At 67.1% G+C, this 16,642-nt stretch carries 11 protein-coding genes; 6 read left to right on the top strand and 5 right to left on the bottom strand.

Annotated features, from left to right (window positions below):
- The first annotated feature begins 27 nt into the window (after positions 1-27).
- The 3 genes from Poly30_RS08945 to Poly30_RS08935 all read left to right on the top strand — a co-directional run bounded on the left by Poly30_RS08945 (position 28) and on the right by Poly30_RS08935 (position 4,691).
- Positions 28-819, top strand: a complete 792-nt coding sequence (locus Poly30_RS08945) for an NAD(P)H-binding protein (protein WP_145196405.1) — start codon at positions 28-30, stop codon at positions 817-819.
- Between the two features lie 9 nt (positions 820-828).
- A complete protein-coding gene (locus Poly30_RS08940; RefSeq protein ID WP_145196403.1) occupies positions 829-2,010 on the top strand; it encodes a S1 RNA-binding domain-containing protein in 1,182 nt (393 codons plus the stop codon).
- 260 nt (positions 2,011-2,270) lie between these two features.
- On the top strand, positions 2,271-4,691 hold the full coding sequence (locus Poly30_RS08935; protein ID WP_145196401.1) for a hypothetical protein: 2,421 nt from the start codon (positions 2,271-2,273) through the stop codon (positions 4,689-4,691).
- A 100-nt stretch (positions 4,692-4,791) separates the two neighbouring features.
- On the opposite strand, the gene Poly30_RS08930 is transcribed toward Poly30_RS08935, so the two are convergent.
- The 3 genes from Poly30_RS08930 to Poly30_RS08920 all read right to left on the bottom strand — a co-directional run bounded on the left by Poly30_RS08930 (position 4,792) and on the right by Poly30_RS08920 (position 9,222).
- The gene (locus Poly30_RS08930) at positions 4,792-6,306 is read right to left on the bottom strand and encodes a UdgX family uracil-DNA binding protein (RefSeq protein WP_145196399.1); all 1,515 of its coding nucleotides are present in this window, start codon (positions 6,304-6,306) and stop codon (positions 4,792-4,794) included.
- Positions 6,307-6,308: 2 nt separating this feature from the next.
- On the bottom strand, positions 6,309-7,640 hold the full coding sequence (locus Poly30_RS08925; RefSeq protein ID WP_145196397.1) for a putative DNA modification/repair radical SAM protein: 1,332 nt from the start codon (positions 7,638-7,640) through the stop codon (positions 6,309-6,311).
- Between the two features lie 61 nt (positions 7,641-7,701).
- Positions 7,702-9,222: a hypothetical protein gene (locus Poly30_RS08920; protein WP_145196394.1), complete on the bottom strand. Its 1,521-nt coding sequence runs from the start codon at positions 9,220-9,222 to the stop codon at positions 7,702-7,704.
- 210 nt (positions 9,223-9,432) lie between these two features.
- On the opposite strand from Poly30_RS08920, the gene Poly30_RS08915 reads away from it, so the two are divergent.
- From Poly30_RS08915 to Poly30_RS08905, 3 genes are read left to right on the top strand one after another with little or no spacing between them, the layout of a single operon-like run.
- Positions 9,433-11,424 (top strand): B12-binding domain-containing radical SAM protein, encoded by a 1,992-nt coding sequence (locus Poly30_RS08915; protein WP_145196392.1) that lies wholly within the window; start codon positions 9,433-9,435, stop codon positions 11,422-11,424.
- Complete coding sequence (locus Poly30_RS08910; RefSeq protein WP_145196391.1) at positions 11,421-13,754, top strand: B12-binding domain-containing radical SAM protein; 2,334 nt, start codon at positions 11,421-11,423, stop codon at positions 13,752-13,754. Before Poly30_RS08915 ends, Poly30_RS08910 begins: the two co-directional genes overlap by 4 nt.
- Positions 13,755-13,786: 32 nt before the next feature.
- Entirely contained in the window at positions 13,787-14,017 is a 231-nt protein-coding gene (locus tag Poly30_RS08905) for a hypothetical protein (RefSeq protein ID WP_145196388.1), read from the top strand.
- Between the two features lie 73 nt (positions 14,018-14,090).
- Here the strand turns inward: Poly30_RS08905 and Poly30_RS08900 are convergent, their stop codons facing one another.
- Together Poly30_RS08900 and Poly30_RS08895 are read right to left on the bottom strand one after the other, a co-directional pair.
- Positions 14,091-16,289 carry an ATP-binding protein gene (locus tag Poly30_RS08900; protein ID WP_419191146.1) on the bottom strand — a complete coding sequence of 733 codons (2,199 nt, stop codon included), beginning with the start codon at positions 16,287-16,289 and terminating at the stop codon, positions 14,091-14,093.
- A complete protein-coding gene (locus tag Poly30_RS08895; RefSeq protein WP_145196384.1) occupies positions 16,286-16,585 on the bottom strand; it encodes a hypothetical protein in 300 nt (99 codons plus the stop codon). Before Poly30_RS08895 ends, Poly30_RS08900 begins: the two co-directional genes overlap by 4 nt.
- Positions 16,586-16,642 lie beyond the last annotated feature (57 nt).

Below are 16,642 nucleotides of genomic sequence, written 5' to 3'. Positions count from 1 at the left end.
AGCGAAGCCGCCTGCTACGCTTCTGTCATGCTTCCCGCCGATCCTGTCGTACTCGTCATCGGAGCCACGGGCTACGTGGGGCTGGAGACCGTCAGGGCCGCCGCCGCCATGGAGCGTGTGCAGAAGGTGATCGCCCATGTCCGCCCTGGATCATCGGGACGCTTTCGCCTCGAGACCGCCTTCTCCGGCGACGACCGCGTCCGCATCGAGGAATGCGCGCTGGAGCCGGAGCCGATCGCGGCGCTCCTGGAGCGCCATGGACCCACCCATGTCTTCCTCTGCCACGGCACGACGGCCCGGCGCGCCAGGTCCGAGGGGATCCGGGATCCGTACGAAACCGTGGACCTCGGGATCACCCGCAAATTCGCCGACGCTGCCGCTCGCCTCGAGGGCGACCCCGGTCTCGGCCCGCGAATGGTCTACCTGTCCTCCATGGGCGCCGATCCAGAGGCCCGCGGCGACTACCTCGCCGCCCGCGGCCGCGCCGAGCAGTACCTGCGCAAGAGCGGACTCCCCTTCACCCTCTGCCGGGCGCCACTCATCACCGGCCCGGACCGCCCGGAGTCCCGCCCGCTGGAGACCTGGGCGCGCCGGCTCCTGGATCCCGTACTCGCTGTGCTCGGCTTCTTCGGGATGCGTCGACTTGCCAGCCGATACCGCTCCATGGACGGCCACGAGGCGGCCGAGGGCCTCGTGCGCAGCGGATTCCACTACATGACCATCAACCGCGTGGTTTTGGCCGACGAACTCCGTCGAGTCGGGGTCTACGAGAGCGAGCGCTGGGTCCCCGAATCCCGCCGAGACCAGCCCCGATTCTGACCTACCTGAATGTCACGCTTTCGCCCGAAGTCCCTGCGCGAGGCCGAGGCCCGCGGCGAGCTCAAGGAGCGCGGCGCCCACACCCTGGAGGTCGTGGAGGGAACCGTCGTCGGCCTCAGCGGGAACGATGTCTTCGTCGAACTCGGCGTCCGCAAGCAGGGTGTCATCGACGTGCGCGCGTTCCAGCGCACCCCGAAGGTCGGTGAGGTCCGTCGCTTCACCCTGCGCGGCCGTGAAGACGCGCTCTGGATCCTGAACCTCGCCGAGGAAGAGACGCTCGAGGTCTGGGAGGATCTGGAGGAAGGCAGCCTGATCACGGGACGGGTCACCGGGCTCACCCACGACGGCTTCCAGCTGAAGATCGGCCAGCTCCACGCCTACATGCCCTTCTCGGCGAGCGGCGTTCGCCGGTCGCGCGATCGCAAGGCGCTCCTCGGGCGCGCCGTGGTCGTCCTCGTGATGGATGTGGATGACGACAAGCAGCGCGCCATCGTCTCACGCAAGGCGGTCTTGCAGATGCAGCGGGACGGCGGTGCACCGAACTCGGTCGTACCCGGCCAGACGATCCAGGGCCGAGTCAGCCGCATCGAAGCCTACGGCGTTTTCATTCGCTTCGGCAACGGCCGCGAGGGACTCTGCCATATATCGAACCTCTCGGTCGACCGTGTCGACCATCCCTCGGACGTGGTGTCGAAGGGCGAGGTCGTGGAGGCGCGCGTGCTCTACGTTCGCCAGGGCGGCAAGCGGATCGGCCTCGGCCTGAAGCAAACCCAGGAGAGCCCCTGGATACGCGTCGAGCGAGAGCACTGGGAAGGGCAGATCGTCCCCGTCGAACTCGTGCGGGTCGGCACCTTCGGCGCGGTGGCGAGGCTCTTGCCGGGCATCGAAGGCATCGTCCCGATCTCCGAGTGCGCGGGCCTCGCGCCGGGGCGCGGCCTCCTGCGCGGAGATCAACGATCCGCCCGCATCATGGAGCTCGACGTCGACATCGAGCGCATCGCGTTCTCCCTGACCCACGACCATGGCCGCGCCATCGAGCGAGACGAGGCGGAGACCTCGCGCGCCTTCGAGATCATCCGCCAGTCGCCCGAGGTGGCGCGGGTGATGGGCGCGTCCGAGGCTCCACCGCCGGGCGCGAGTACGAAGCTGGGCGACCTACTGCGTCGCGCTCTGGAACAGAAAGAGCGCTGATTCGGGACGAATCGGTCCAAAGTCCCGGAACGGCGCGCCCGATGAGTCGCCGGGTCAAGATCGATGCAAGTTGGACTCTCGCTTCCGCCGAATCGGATGCGGGGCGCCGGTGTGCAGCGTCCCATCCGATCCAGAGGAGCCGAAGGGAGACCAAGATGAGCCGCCAGAGATTTCGAAGACATGAGTATCAGCCGCGAGGGGACCAGCGCGGCACCGCACTCTTTGCGGTTGTCCCCATTGCGATCCTCATGATGTCACTGATGGTGGCATTCGTCGGAACGAGCGTGGAAACGAGTCGCGCGAACGTCGCGGACAGCGATGCATTCAGGGTCCGCGCGGCGGCACAGAACGCCGCCTCGATCGCCATCGCGGACATCTGGGGCGATTTCGAGGCCATCGCCCAGGGCCAGGAGCAGCTCTGGAGGCTTCGCACCCACCTGGAATCCCAGGGAATGTCCAACCAGTCGGAGGCCGTGAACCCCAAGGGTTCGAAGTACATCGATAGCGTGGGGCTGGCCGCCAACAAGGAAGGTCGGTTCGAGATCGACGGCGTCGAGATCGAGCGCCTCGACGTCTATCGCGTCGACAACTGGGATTCCACCGACATCGTGATCGAAGTGGACGCCGTGACGCGCCGCGGCAAGGACGGCTCGACGCGCGAGCGGCGCAGCTCGATCCAGGAAGTCTTCCAGATCGCGGCCCCCGAGTGGGACGGACTGGACTACGCGCTCCTCGCGAACAACATCAACTGCCTCCTCTGCCATACGAACATCGACAGCGCGGAGCGATTCTACAACACCAACGGCATGCTGGCGGGGAGCTTCGACAGCGTCAAGGTCGGCACGATCGAGAGCATTCACTTCCGCGCCGACCCGGACAGCAAGGTCGCGGGCGTCATGCTGATCGGAGCGGACGCGCTGCTCGGGGACGGACACGAGATCAGCGACTGGTCCGCGTTCAACCTCGAGGGTGCCGCACCCTCGGCTGGTGGTAGCGTCGAGAAGATCATGGAAGACATCTTCGGCAACGCCCTCTACGGCGGCCTGGATATTTTCGATCCAAACTCGCCGTCGTCGAGCGCCAACATGTTCCTCGACTTCTACGAGAACATCGACCTCACGGATTACAACCTGCCCACCTCGTTCCCGTCTCCGTTCCCTGACGACGGGGGCTACGATCCTGCCACGGGTCAGCCCCGGACGGATCTTGCCGACAACGGCGTGATCGACGACACGGAGTTCTACTCCACCGTCCTCGGCTCGAACGGCAAGCTGGCTGGCGGCGACATCTCGGTCATCCCGTACGGGGACAAGATCGACAGGTCCAACGAGTGGGCCGCCATGAAGAACGGGTCCGACCCGAGCATCAGCGGCATCACCCAGGGCAACGTCTACCTGCACGGCACGAAGAACGATCCGATCATCCTGGACGGCCAGGTGGCCATCGACGGAGACGTCATCATCTCCGGCTACGTGAAGGGCAGCGGCTCGATCAAGGCGCGCGGCAACGTATACATCCCTGGAGACGTTCTCTACGCGGACGGCGGCAGCGGCACGAGCCGTACCTACGGCATGGCGAGCGACGGCACGGAGAACAGTCTGGCCATCGCGGCCGGCGGAAACATCGTCATGGGCGATTACTTCCACCGCGCCTGGGGCAAGGGCGATCCGGCCGACGGAACGACGAGCGGCAGCTTCAACTTCACGATGGACGAGCTGGCGATCTTCAACCGCATGGAGTGGATCAAGACCCAGCCGACCCTGCCCGGGAAGAGCGAGTACATCCAGACGGGCGAGAAGACCGTCGAGTACCCGGAAACGACGACCGAGCGGTACCAGCAGGAAGTGCCCACTTACAAGTGGGTCCCGAACGGCGAGAAGACGAAGAAGTGGTACTACAAGAACGTCACCACGTCGAACGGTCTTCCTGCTCCGTACACGAAGACCACCACCACGAGGGTGAAGGACTACTTCGTCTGGGTCGACAAGAAGGTCAAGGTCCAGAGCGGCACCAGGAAGGTCTGGAAGACTCGGACGGTCAACACGGGCAGAATGCTCACCCGCATCGACCCGATCATGGCCTGGGTCACTCCCCAGGTGGACAACCCGAAGTACAACTCCCTGCACACTCCGCGCTACTACAGCTTCTCGGAGGATACCAAGGTGCCAATCTTCAACAAGAAGGGCTACTTCGATCCTGCCACCGAGCACTGGGTCAGCGACGAGCGCGCAGGCAACGACGACGGAACCTGGGACACGAGCAAGCTCACGATCGCGAACCCCGACAACACGAGGGATTCGATCCTCTACAACCCGGACCGGACTCCGAAAGCCGTGATCTCGTCGATCGGCCCGAAGGACGGCTGGATCTCCGAAGAGGTCATGGCGGACGTGATCCATCACGCCCTCAACGGGAAGCCCGGCGGCGACAAGACCTTCGAGGTCAACGCGACGCTCTACAGCGCCAACGCCATCATCGGCATGACGCCAGGTAGCGACACCAACCTCACGAACGGCAAGCTGCACGTCAACGGCGGCATCGTCGCCGCGGACGTCGGACTCCTGGCTCCCATGGGTACCCAGGTCAACTACGACGGCCGAGGAGCACGCGCCCTCTCGATCACCGCGGATAGCGGTCTCGTGATCACCCGTCGCCTGAGCGCGCCGCGTATGCGCCAGTAGCCTTCCTGGCGAGTCGAGGCCTTGGCCGACGCCCGTGGGGCCGAGGCAAGCCCCGAATCAAGCGGCCCGCGATCACCCGACGGGTGATCGCGGGCCGCTCTCATGCTCCTTCCATCCCCGCGCGCGCCAGAGCGAGCGCAGCGATCAGATGGTCGCGCATGCGGTCCGCCTCGGCCCTCGCCGTCGCGCGCAGAATCGCGGCCGGGTGAAACGTCACCACCGTCTTGAGCGCGTAGCGTGAGCTGCGTTCGACGGGCGGCTCGCCCGCGAGAGGCGAGCGAAACGTAGGCCCGAAGACCGCTCGCGCCGCCGTCACCCCGAGGCAAACGAGGACCTCGGGACGAACCCGCAGCATCTCGGCGTCCAGCCAGGGCTGGCAGCGCGACACGTGCTCGATGGTGGGCCGCTTGTGCAGGCGCCGCTTGCCTCGTTCGCCGGGCCGCACGTCGATCTCGTGCCGAAAGTGCTTCACGGTGTTCGTCAGGTAAAGATCCGCGCGCGACAGACCGGAACCCGCCAGAGCGACCTCGAGGGCGGCGTTCAGGACCTCCCCCGCCGGTCCCACGAACGGTCGCCCCGCTCGCTCCTCCATGTCACCAGGCTGCTCACCCAGCAAGACCAGCTTTGCGCCCTCGGGCCCCTCGCTGAGCACCGGCCGCGTGTGATCGCGGAAGAGCTCGCAGCCCTCGCAGTCAGAGACGGCCTCGCGAAGCGCTTCGACGGATACTCCCTGGGGCACTCCCTGGGGCACGAACGGAAGCGCGGAATCCGCCGTGCGCCGCGACGTTTGCCGCATCTCCTCGAGCCGCGCCGGAACGGCGCTGAGCAGCTCGGGGATCTGCGCGGTCTCGGGCAGCGTGTGCCAGAACTTCTTCGGCATCTCCGCCGTCATGGCCTTCAGCTTCACCCGCGCCGGATTGAAGATCGACGCGTAGTAGGTGCACCAGTAAGGTTCCAGCTCGTCCGTCAGCGGAGCGTCCGAACGCGGAACGCCCGACGTGAAAGAGACCTCCGCTCCGTCCCAGTGCGCGCACCCATCGGGCGTCAGGATCGACCAGTCCATCGACGGAAAACGGCGGCGAAAGAAGTCTGCCTCCCGGTGAACGATCAAGTGGGACGGCTCGTACCACGCCACGAAGCGTTCGCCTCCGCGATCCCCGGCCGACTCGACGCGTCGAAAGCGCACGAACGCATGCATCTTGTGGGCGTCCCTCCGGATCGCCTTCTCCATCCGGTGAAAGGACACCACGTCGGGGTCGAGCGGATCGTCGAGGAGATCACGCTCGCCGTCCACGATCCGAAAGAGCAGCCGATAGGCGACAGCCCACATCTCCGGCGAGCGAAAACAGTGGACCACTCGAAGCCTATCGACGAACGCGCGCGGAAGTCGAAGCGCGGGAGCTTCGAGGGGGGCGGTGGGAACGAGCGACCCGACGCCGGGAGCTCCATCGAAAAGCCCGCCCTCCGCGGTGGTAGGCTCGATCTGCTCCCGCGTCCCGTCGCACCAGGTCACTCGCTCCGGCTCCACGTGCTCGGCGACGAGCCCTCGAACCACCGATCGCCAGTGATCCAGGGTCCCGTCGAGGACAATCCGAATCGACCTTGCGCCCCTCATCCTCAGACCTGCCCCGAACGCGCAGAGGCCGCTGCTTCGAACAGAAGCAGCTGCTGTCCGTCCTTCCGCACGTCGCCTGCGAGCCCCTCCCCATCCAGCGACCGGGCCGCGACCTCCCAGGTGTCCGCCGCGACGATGAAGGGCATCACCCGTCGAATCGGCGCCCTCAGCTGGCGCAGGTCCACCTCGCGCAGCCTACGCCTCGCCCGAGCCTTCAGGATCTTCTCGACCGATCGGGTTCCAAGACCTGGCACCCGCAGCAGCGCTTCCCTGGGCGCACGATTCACGTCGACCGGAAAGAACTCCCGGTGAGCGAGCGCCCACGCCATCTTCGGGTCGATCTCGAGTTCGAGATTGCCGTCGCCTCGGGTCACGACCTCGTCGATCGTGAAGCCGTAGAAGCGCAGGAGCCAGTCGGCCTGGTAGAGCCTGTGCTCGCGAACGAGTGCAGGGGGACTGCCACCCACGAAGTCCGTCACGCGGGGCTCCAGCGGCAGGTCCTGGTGCGCATTCGGGATGGGGCTGTAGGCGGTGTAATAGACCCGCCGAAGGCCATGGCTGCGGTAGAGTCGATCCGCCGTCGAGAGCACGCTGGAGTCGCTGGACGGAGTCGCCCCGACGATCATCTGCGTGCTCTGCCCGGCGGGCGCGAAACGGCGCGGCGGCCGACTCTGTCGACGCGGCCCCGAGTTCGTCGACTGGATGCTCGGACGGCTCGCGCGAGCGCGACTCTCGTCGATCCCCTCTTTCAGGAATCGCATCGCTCCCTCCGCCTCGTCGATCGACTTCTCAGGCGCGAGGCGGTCGAGGTCCGACTGCAGAGGCAGCTCGATGTTCGCACTGACGCGATCCGCATAGCGCCCCGCCTTCTCCAGCGCTTCGGTCGAGGCCCCCACCACTCCCTTCAGGTGGATGTAGCCGTGGAAGTCCTCTTCCTCCCGCAGCTTCCGCGCGACCTCGGCGAGCAGATCCATGGTGCGATCGGAGCTCATCGTCACGCCGGAACTCAGGAAGAGCCCCTCGATGTAGTTCCGCCGGTAGAACTCGATCGTGAGCCTGACGACCTCCTCGACCGTGAAGGCGGCCCGCGGCACGTCGTTGGACACGCGGTTCACGCAGTAGCGGCAGTCGTAGATGCAGCGGTTGGTGAGCAGGATCTTCAGGAGCGAAACGCAGCGACCGTCGGGGGTGTAGCTGTGGCAGATCCCCGAGCCCGTCGCGTTGCCCACACCCTTGCCGCCGTTGGAGCGCTTGACGCCGCTGCTCGCGCAGGAGGCGTCGTACTTCGCCGCATCGGCGAGAATCTTGAGCTTGTCCTGAACGTCCTGCGCCATGGTAGGGCTTTGTAACCCTAACAGAACCCTACGCCAAGACCGGAGTCCGTGAATCGCTCGCCTACTTCGACGCCCTGGTGAGGGGCGGCGCGCTCGATCGGCGGAAGTACGGCAACGGCCGACGGGAACCATCCGGCTCATCGACCCAGGCGGACTCCCGCACGTAGTCGCGCCGAAATCGCGGGTCTGCCACGATGTCGCGCTCCCAGGGATTCACGTCGAGCGATCCGGCGCCCGGCTGCACCACGGCGTTGCCGAGGAGCAGGTAGGTCGGCTCCTGATCCAGCACCCACGCCCCGCTGTGCCGATGATGCCCCTTGACCTCGACCCCCTCGAGGTCCGGCGCGAGGTCCAGGAACGCATCGTGCGTCAGTCCTAGGATGTCGATGATCGAGAGCTTCGAGCGCCAGCCGATGGCGCCGATCGGCGAGACCGCCACGCTCGCGTCCTCGGGGGCTCGCGCTCGAAGCTCGTCGCCCACGCGCAGCCACCACGCCTCGAAGAAGCGGTGCTCGAAGATCGCCTGCGAGCGAACCTCGGGCCGCAGACCCGCGAGCACGAGCACCAGCATCGCCGTCGCACCGGCGAAGCGGACGGCCCGGTGGTGGGCGCCAGCGACGACGCCGGTGGCACCCAGAACGAACGCCGGAGCGAACGGCACCAGGAAGCGACCGTACACCATCCAGTCGCCGCCGCAGGAAACGACGTAGGAAAGCGCCAGCAGCGAGACGACGCCGAGTCCACGGACGAAGAGGGTGAGCCTCCGATCCCCCATCCCGGCGATGGCGATCAGCCCCAGCAGCGGAAGCCCACCTTCCAGCGTCGAGCGCACGAGATAGCGGGCGCCGTAGCCGAGCTCCTCGGCGAGCGGGAGCCGCTTGGCGAAGTAGGTGGCCGGCAGCCAGCGATGGAAGAGCTGCCACCGAAGCAGCATGAGAACGGCCGCGGAGAGGGCCACCGGCGCGAGCCACGTCAGGTAGCGCTTCGCACGGGCAGACGCGATGTCGCAAGAGCCACCCTGCGCCACGAGGAGTCCGACCGGCAGCGCGACGAGCAGCGCTTCCATGCGAAACCAGACGGCGATCACCATGGCGGCTCCGAAAGCGGCGGGTCGGCGCGCGCTAGCCGCCCAGAGTCCGACGGCCACGGCAGCCGCCATCGGCACCGTCCCGAGTCCGGAAACCGCGTGCCAGGAAAGCGACGGGGAAACCGTCATCAGAGCCGCTGCCGCCAGCCCCCACGTTTCGCTGGCCTGAGCAGGGGCCCCCGCGACCGCACGGCGGCAGGCGCGCCGCGCGGCGAGTCCGACGAAAGCTGCGGTGAGCGCCGACGAGAAGGCCCCGACCGCGGGCGTCCAGAGGCCGGGTCGAACGCCGAGCGCCTCGGCGAGCGTGCAGAGGAGAAGCCAGAGCGGCGACGTGAATCCCTCGGACGACCAGGCGGCGCTTCCCGGCCCCGTATCATTGAAAGCGAGCGTGCCGGTCCCCAGCCACTGGCGGGCGTAGCGGTAAACGATGTAGTCGTCGTCCACCGGCCCGACACCCTCCAGGACGAGCCAGACGACGTGGAGCGCTGCGATCACGGCAAGGAACGAAAGGCCCAGGAGAAAACCTGGCGATTTCGTAGGCACTTCGGGCCGGCCGCCGTATTCCACCCCGGGAGTAAGTGCGCTCTTCTGAAGCATCCACGGGAATCGTAACCGCGGTGCGCCTGCACCCACTGCGTTCGCTCCTGCAGAACTTGAAGGTCCCTCCCGGACCAGGTCCCCCTTTCCTGCTGCTTGCCGCCCCACTTGAAGATCCTCCTCGTCTCCGCACCCCACGCTGATACGTTCGGCTATTCGATGCCGCCCCCCGGGCTCCTGCGACTTGGCGGCGCTCTGCGCGACGCCGGTCATCAGCCAGCGCTGGAGGACCTCGCCCATCGCCTGGCGACGGGCGCCATCGCGGGCGGAGAGGAGCTCGCCGTGTCGGCGGCGAAGTACCTTCTCCCGAGAGGGCAGCCCGACCTCTTCGGCCTGTCCGTGATGGGCGCCACCCTCCCCATTGCGCTGGAGATCGCGCGGGAGCTGCGACCCCTCTGGCCCGGAGTGCCCTTCGTTCTCGGCGGCCCGGGCGTCAACGGCACCGACCACTGGATCCTCGAGCGGTTCCCGTGGATCGACGGGATCGTCCGTGGTGAAGGCGAGGTCACCGTGGTCCAGATGGCCGATGCGCTGCGCCGCCGTGACACGCCCTTCGAAGTGGACGGCGTGACCTACAGGGGCCCCGACGGCACGCCGAAGCGCACGCCGGATCGAGCGATGATCCAGGACCTCGGCACGCTCCCGCGCTACGCCTGGGACCTGCTTCCCACGATCACCGAGTACAAGGCGGTCACCGGCGAGGAAGACGGGCTCGTTCCCCTGGACTCGGGCCGAGGCTGCGTCTACGACTGCTCGTTCTGCTCGATCGGCCGAACGTGGAGCCGGCGCTCTCGGCCGCTGCCTCCGGAGCGCCTCGTCCAGGAGATCGCCGAACTCCGCGGGATCCCCGGCGCCCGGCGCGCCTACCTGTGCCACGACATCTTCGGCGCGGACCGCAAGCACGCGATGGCGTTCACGGAACGTATGATCGCGGAGCAAATCCAGATCCCGTGGGAAGTCCGCGCGCGCGCGGACCATCTCGACGCAGAGCTCCTTCTGGCCATGGGCCGAGCGGGCTGCGACCGCGTGCTGCTGGGGATCGAGTCCGCCTCGCCGAGCGTGCGGGCACGCAATCAGAAGGGCATGGCCGAGACGATCGACCTCCTCGGCGTCGTGGACGACTGCGCCGCGGCGGGTATCACTCCGATCCTCTCCTTGATCCTCGGGCTCCCCGGCGAGACCGACGCAGAGCTCGACGAATCGTTGACCTTCTGCGCCGCGGCAGCGCTGCGAGCCGGGGTCAACCTGTCGCTGCATCTCGTGAATCCCCAGCCCGGCTGCGCGCTCGGCGAGGAGTTCGCCGCCGTATCGCGACCCGTCGAAGGCATCCCGCCAGACATGGCGCTGGGAGCGGGTCTTTCCGCGCGGGAGCGCGCCCTGATCGAAGCTCATCCCGACCTGTTCTCGACCTGGTCGCTGCTCCCCTACGAGGAAGACCGTCTCCGGGAACTGACGTTCCTGAGCCTCGACTTCCCGAAGGTCCTCATGCGCTTCCCGCGGACCTTTGCCCAGCTCATGGCCGATGGTTCATGCGGCGCACTGGAGCTGGCGAGAGCCTGGCGCCGGGACGGGCGCACGTTCGAGACGTTTGCCCGGGAGCGCGCCGCCGCCGATCGTTCCTGCTCGGTGGAGACGCCGGCCATCATCGACGAACTGCTCGCGTGGGAGACGGCACTCGTTCGCGTCGGGGCCAGGGGCGCGCGCCGCGCGGTTCCCGGTCGCTACCGGCTCAACGCCGAGCTGTTCACTTCGAAGCTCCCGCTGACCGAGTGGACCGCCCATCTTTCTCGGTGCCTCGATGAACGGGCCGGCCGCCGCGTGGAAGCGGCGTCCGCGCCATCCCCCATCGCTGCGCCCGATGCGCCACAGACCTACGCCGTGGCGGCGCCGGTGAGCGCACCCGGAAGGCTCGGCGGGGTGCGCACGCTTCGCCTCGGCTCCGGCGTCACGCGACTGATCGACGCGGTCGTCGCGCCGGAGGCCAGCCAGGACGCGCTCGAGGCCATGCTCTCCTCCGACAAAGCTCAACATGCCGTGCGGAATCTCGTACAGTCCGGCGTCCTCTCCTACACCGTTCCAGGCGACACGATTTCCCGATGATTCAGCGCAGCGACGACAAGACCCAGGCCGGCGAGCCGCGCCAGATCCCCGAGGGAGCCGCCGAGTTCCCGGTCCTGCTCGCGTTTCCGCCGCAGGGGCACTGGACGCAGCCTCACCTGGCGCTCCCTTGCCTGAAGGCCTGGTTGCACCAGTCGGGGTACGGAGCCGTCGAGCAGATGGACCTCTCCGTCGAGGCGTTCGACCATTTCCTCTCCCCCGCCTCCCTGAAGGCGGCCCGCGATCGCGTGCAGGAGCGCATCCCGCTCGCGAGCTTCGAGGCCGACGAACTCGACTTCGAGTCGATGCGTGCGTGGCGGGCTGCGGCAGAGAGCACCGTTTCGGCGGAGGCCCTCATCGCAGGGATCGATGAGGCCAAGCGGGTCCTTCGCGGGCAGGACACGCCCATCAAGGCCGAGCGCGGCTTCTGGAATCCAGACCGCTACATCCCGGCGACGCGCACGCTGTACCACGGGCTGCGGCTGATCTCCGCGGCGCACTATCCGAGCGAGCTGACGCCCCACAACTTCACGATGGCGTACTCGAACGAGCGCTCCGAAGAGGTGCTCGCGGCGACGCTGGACGAGGAGCAAAACCCCTTCATCGCGTTCTATCGCGACGTGATTCTGCCCCGGATCATGGAGCAGCGACCACGCGTGCTCGGGCTCTCGGTCCTCTACGGCAGCCAGCTCATCCCCGCGCTCACGCTGGGTCGCATGGTGAAGGCGGCGCTGCCGGAGTGCCACATGACCATGGGCGGCGGCTTCCTCGCCTACATCGGCGAGAAGGTCATGTCGGTCCCGGGCATGGCGGAGTGCATGGACTCCATGATCTTTCACGAGGGCGAGCGGCCGCTCACGATGCTTTGCGATGCTCTTCTTCGCGGCGAGTCGGACCTCGGTGAGATCGGTAGCCTCGCGTGGTGGGACCGCAGAGAAAGCGGTACCCCGAAGTCGAGGCGGAACACGCCTGCCCACCCGATCAAGCTCGACGCCGCGCCCCCCCCGGACCTCGACGGGCTGCCCCTCGACAAGTACTTCTCGCCGGATCTCGTCATCCCCTACGACGTGAACCGCGGCTGCTACTACGGCGAGTGCACGTTCTGCACCCTGCCGACCGTCATCGGTCCCGGCTACCGCACGCGCAAGGCCGAGACCATCGCGGAGCACGTCGCGATCCTGCGGGACCGGTACGGCTCGACCCACTTCAACTTCATCACCGACTGCATGCCGCCGGGGATGATCCAGGACCTCCCCGAGAGGCTGATCGAGACGAAGGCCGGGATCACCTGGTGGGCCGACGCGCGGATCGAGCCGAAGGCGTACAACGACGAGGGCGCGAAGCGGCTCTACGAGTCGGGCTGCCGGAAGCTGCTCTTCGGCTTCGAGACGTCGGTCAAGAGGCTCCTGAAGCTGATGATGAAGGGGCAGAGCCTCAAGTCCGTCGTCGAGGTCGCACGGAGCTGCACGCAAGCGGATATCTCGGTGACGTTCTACGCGATGGTCGGCTTCCCGACGGAGACCCGCGAAGAGGCGCGCGAAACCCTGCGGTTCCTGGAGGAGCATCGGGACATCGTGCGCGAGGTTTCGCTTCAGACCTTTCACATCGACGAGGTCGCGAAGACCTACAAGCAGCCGGACGAGTTCGGCATCCGCGTGCTGGAGGCCGACGGGGACCTGGCGCTCTACCACGACTACGTCTGCGAGTCCGGCATGACCCAGGAAGAGGCGGCGGAGATGTTCGAGGAGATGATGGCGTCGTTCCGGCGCAACCTCCCGATCTTCTCCGGCGACAACATCTTCTACTTCATGCAGAAGAGCCACTACTTCCTCCACCTGGCGAACGGCACGACGCCGGACCAGTTCGTCGAGCGCTGCATCGATCGAACGAACTCACGGACGGCGCGCGGCGCGGAGGACGGACTCAGCGTGAGCCCTGGTCTCGCCTCCGTCCCCCTGGCCTTCAGCCACTCGGACGCGGTCCGGACGATGGGTGATCCGCTGGCGCGCGCGGCTCGTCCCGACTTCCTCACCGGGCGCTTCGTGAAGGACGCCGAGGCCGTGGCCGCGGAGAGGCTGAAGCCTCTCCCGCCGACCGACCGCGTGCTTCTCTACGACCCCGAGAACGGAGAGTTCATCGAAGTGCGTCCGGATGGGCTCAAGGTGCTGAAGGCGCTGGAGGCCGCAGGAAGCCTCGGCGCGCTGCTGGAGCGGAGCCGCGACCGCGGCGCCTCCGAGGAAGCGCTGGAGAAGGTCCGGACGTTCGCCGCGGAACTCCATAGACTCGGCGCACTACGCGTCGAGAACGAGACGGACTACGCCGCCGTTCGCTGAACGCCAGAACACCAGGACGAGATCCCATGGCCGTGAATCGTGAACAGAAATCGAATGCCTCTGGCGCTGGCCGTGCTGCAGGCGCCGCTGACGTGACCTCGGGTGCCGCCGGGCAGAGTGCCAGTGGACAGGACGCCGCCGGCGAACGCCTTGCCGCGGGAGACCATCACCAGGGGGACCTCGACCTGGAGGGGCTGGACCTGACGGTGGAGACCGTGGAGGAACGGATCAGCCCGAGCGAGACGAACGTCTTCGACAAGTAGTCCATTCCGCCGCCCGGGAGTCCGCGGCCACAGGGTGCCGATAAAGGAGTGCCATCACCGGAAGCGCTCCGGGTCAGAACGGCTTCCGATCTCGGTAGCTGTTGTCCCGGTACAGATCCCCTCGCTCCGAGTGGCTGCTCCAGGATCGCTCCTCGCTGATCTGGCCCGACCCCCCCTCTGAATCCGAGGGCAGCGCCGGGGCCGGATCCTCGAGCGCAGTTCCGTCGGTGGCGGATCCGGGCGTGCCAGCCGAAGACGGACCCTGCCCGGCCAGCGCCTGGCCGCTGCCTTCCGCGCCACCGGCGACGGTTTGGCCGTGCGCGCCGCTCCCAGGTTCGACGGCCCGCCCGGCCTCCTGAATCCCGTCCGGGGGCGAATATGGAACCCGCAGCTTGAAGACGCTTCCGAAGCCCTCGCCTTCGCTCACGGTCCCGATGGCGATGCCGAGCTCCTTGCAGAGGTTGGCGGTCGTGTGGAGTCCCTGACCGGAGGAGTTCTTCTTGGTCGAGAACGCCGCCGTGAAGATCAGGTCGAGGTTCTCCGGCGCGATCCCCACGCCGGTGTCCATCACTTCGATCACGAAGCGGTCATCGGTCATGGGGTAGAGCGCGAGCTCTAGCCGCTTCTCCTTGACGTCCGCGCTATTCAGAGCCTCCACGGCGTTGGAGATGATGTTGATCAGGATGCTCGTCAGCTTGTGGCGGTCGATGAAGACCTCGCCGATACGGGAGTAGGAACGCTCGATGTGAATCTCGCTGGCGTCTTCACCCGCAAGCGTCGCGATGTTCAGCGCCTGATCGATCACCGCCTCGATGCTGGTCGACTCCACGACCGCCGCGCCGATGGCGTACTTCTCCTGGCTACGGATCAGATCGATCACGTGACCGACGCCATGCTCGACGGACTCGAGCTCCACGAGACAGCGCGTCCGCAGATCGTCGAGCGCTTCCGTGGTCGCGAAGAGGAACGGCAGCAGGAACTTGCCGTTCGGGTCTTCGGTCACGTAGGTGGCGAGGTCGTCCTGATGATCCTTGAGCTCGGCAATCATGGCCCTCAGGTCGCTGATCCCGATCTCGCCGAGCTCCTTCGCGAGGAGCTTGGTGGAAACGTTGACGCTATTGAGAATGTTGCCAGCGCTATGCACCACGCCCATCGAGACGTCCGACATGCCGGCGATCCGGGCGCTGCGAACGAACTCCGAGCGATCTGCCTGGATCTTGTGCAGCATCTCGTCGAGAGATCTCGCGAGCGCACCGATCTCGCCGTCCTCGCGCGAGTGAAACTCGAGGCGGCCATGCTCGGTGCGCGCGAGCCTCGAAGCATGGCGCTCCATGCCGAGCAGCGGCTTGAGGATATCGCGGTTCACGAACCGGACGCTCAGGAGAAGCGTGACGAGAATCGCGAGGACTTCCCAGATGAGGCTGTCCCCCATGGCGGGTCCGAAGACGCCGGAGACTGGCTGGCGTGCCTGGGCGACCAGGAGGAACGTCGGGCGCTCGGAGGCATCCTCGACGGCACGGAACGATCGGGCGCCGTCATCGGACGGCTCCTCGAACATGCCGTTCTGACGCCAGAGCTTGGCCGGAACGTGGGCCAGCTCCGGCGGAAGACCGTCGCCGTGGAGCGGGTAGAAAGTCAGCGCGATGTCGTCGTCGCGCATCCTACCGCCGCGCGACTCGAACGAGCTGATGAGCACGACGCGCGGGCTGGCGCCGGGGAGACTGCCCACGGGGTTGCCTTCCCCTGCGCTGACCTCGTGGACGGGTACGGAGACGCCGATCGTCGGCTCTGGACCGGGCAGGACCATGCCAGACCGAAGGCCGGCGGAGCCCGTTCGTCCGACGAGAGCGCGGATGCGCAGCAGGGAATTGAGTTCGCGTGGATCGCTCGCGAGCGGCCCCACGGCGGCCAACATCTCGCCCGTCGGAGAGACGAGCGCAAGCGTTTCGTCAGGCCGAAGGTCCGTATTCGCCTGGAGCGTCTGCCAGAAAGGCTCGAGCCCCTGCGCGACCCCGCTGACCGAGTACGCTTCGGAGCGCCACTTCGCCAGACGACGATGCAGCGAACTGACCTGACGCTCGACCTCGAAGAGCCCATCCTCGGCTCCGAGCTTGGCCTGGACCGCCCCCTCCAGCGAGTCCGACTTCCCCTGGATGGAGGCGCGCAGCAGCACGGTGACCCCAAGGAACAGGGCCGACCCCAGCACCACGCTGACGACCATGCGCTGCCTGAGAGTGCGGCCTGCCCCCGCACCGGATCTGAACGGGCTCACGCGCACCGCTCCTGGCCAATCAGCTCGAGGCCCCAGCCGCTCTGCTGCCCGGGCAGCGTCGTCACACGCTTCAGTCGCGCCCGCGAACGGCGCTCCCCTTCGTCGGTCTGCCAGCGTACGTCCACCTCCAGCGCCTCATCGAGGACCACGAAGAGCCCCGCAGGAGATTCATTCTCGACCCGGACGTCCACATCCCCGGCCTGCAAGCTGATCCGACCTCGCTGCTCCGAATCATTGCGTGTCTGGGAACGCCGCTCGGCAGCGGCAACGTCCGCTTCTGGATCGTGAAAACTCATGGGAGGAGGAGGCTGCGACATCGCGGGGAAGAAAGCGGCTTCAGCGCAGTGAATTCG

The organism is Saltatorellus ferox (assembly GCA_007751475.1).
Lineage (GTDB): Bacteria > Planctomycetota > UBA1135 > UBA1135.
This window is presented reverse-complemented; position numbering and strand designations above follow the sequence as displayed.

Excerpts from the sequence above, each read along its gene's own strand:
- Poly30_RS08940 (WP_145196403.1), top strand. The coding sequence starts at position 829 with ATGTCACGCTTTCGCCCGAAGTCCCTGCGCGAGGCCGAGGCCCGCGGC.
- Poly30_RS08895 (WP_145196384.1), bottom strand. The coding sequence starts at position 16,585 with ATGAGTTTTCACGATCCAGAAGCGGACGTTGCCGCTGCCGAGCGGCGT.
- Poly30_RS08935 (WP_145196401.1), top strand. The coding sequence starts at position 2,271 with ATGGTGGCATTCGTCGGAACGAGCGTGGAAACGAGTCGCGCGAACGTC.
- Poly30_RS08910 (WP_145196391.1), top strand. The coding sequence starts at position 11,421 with ATGATTCAGCGCAGCGACGACAAGACCCAGGCCGGCGAGCCGCGCCAG.
- Poly30_RS08925 (WP_145196397.1), bottom strand. The coding sequence starts at position 7,640 with ATGGCGCAGGACGTTCAGGACAAGCTCAAGATTCTCGCCGATGCGGCG.
- Poly30_RS08930 (WP_145196399.1), bottom strand. The coding sequence starts at position 6,306 with ATGAGGGGCGCAAGGTCGATTCGGATTGTCCTCGACGGGACCCTGGAT.
- Poly30_RS08945 (WP_145196405.1), top strand. The coding sequence starts at position 28 with ATGCTTCCCGCCGATCCTGTCGTACTCGTCATCGGAGCCACGGGCTAC.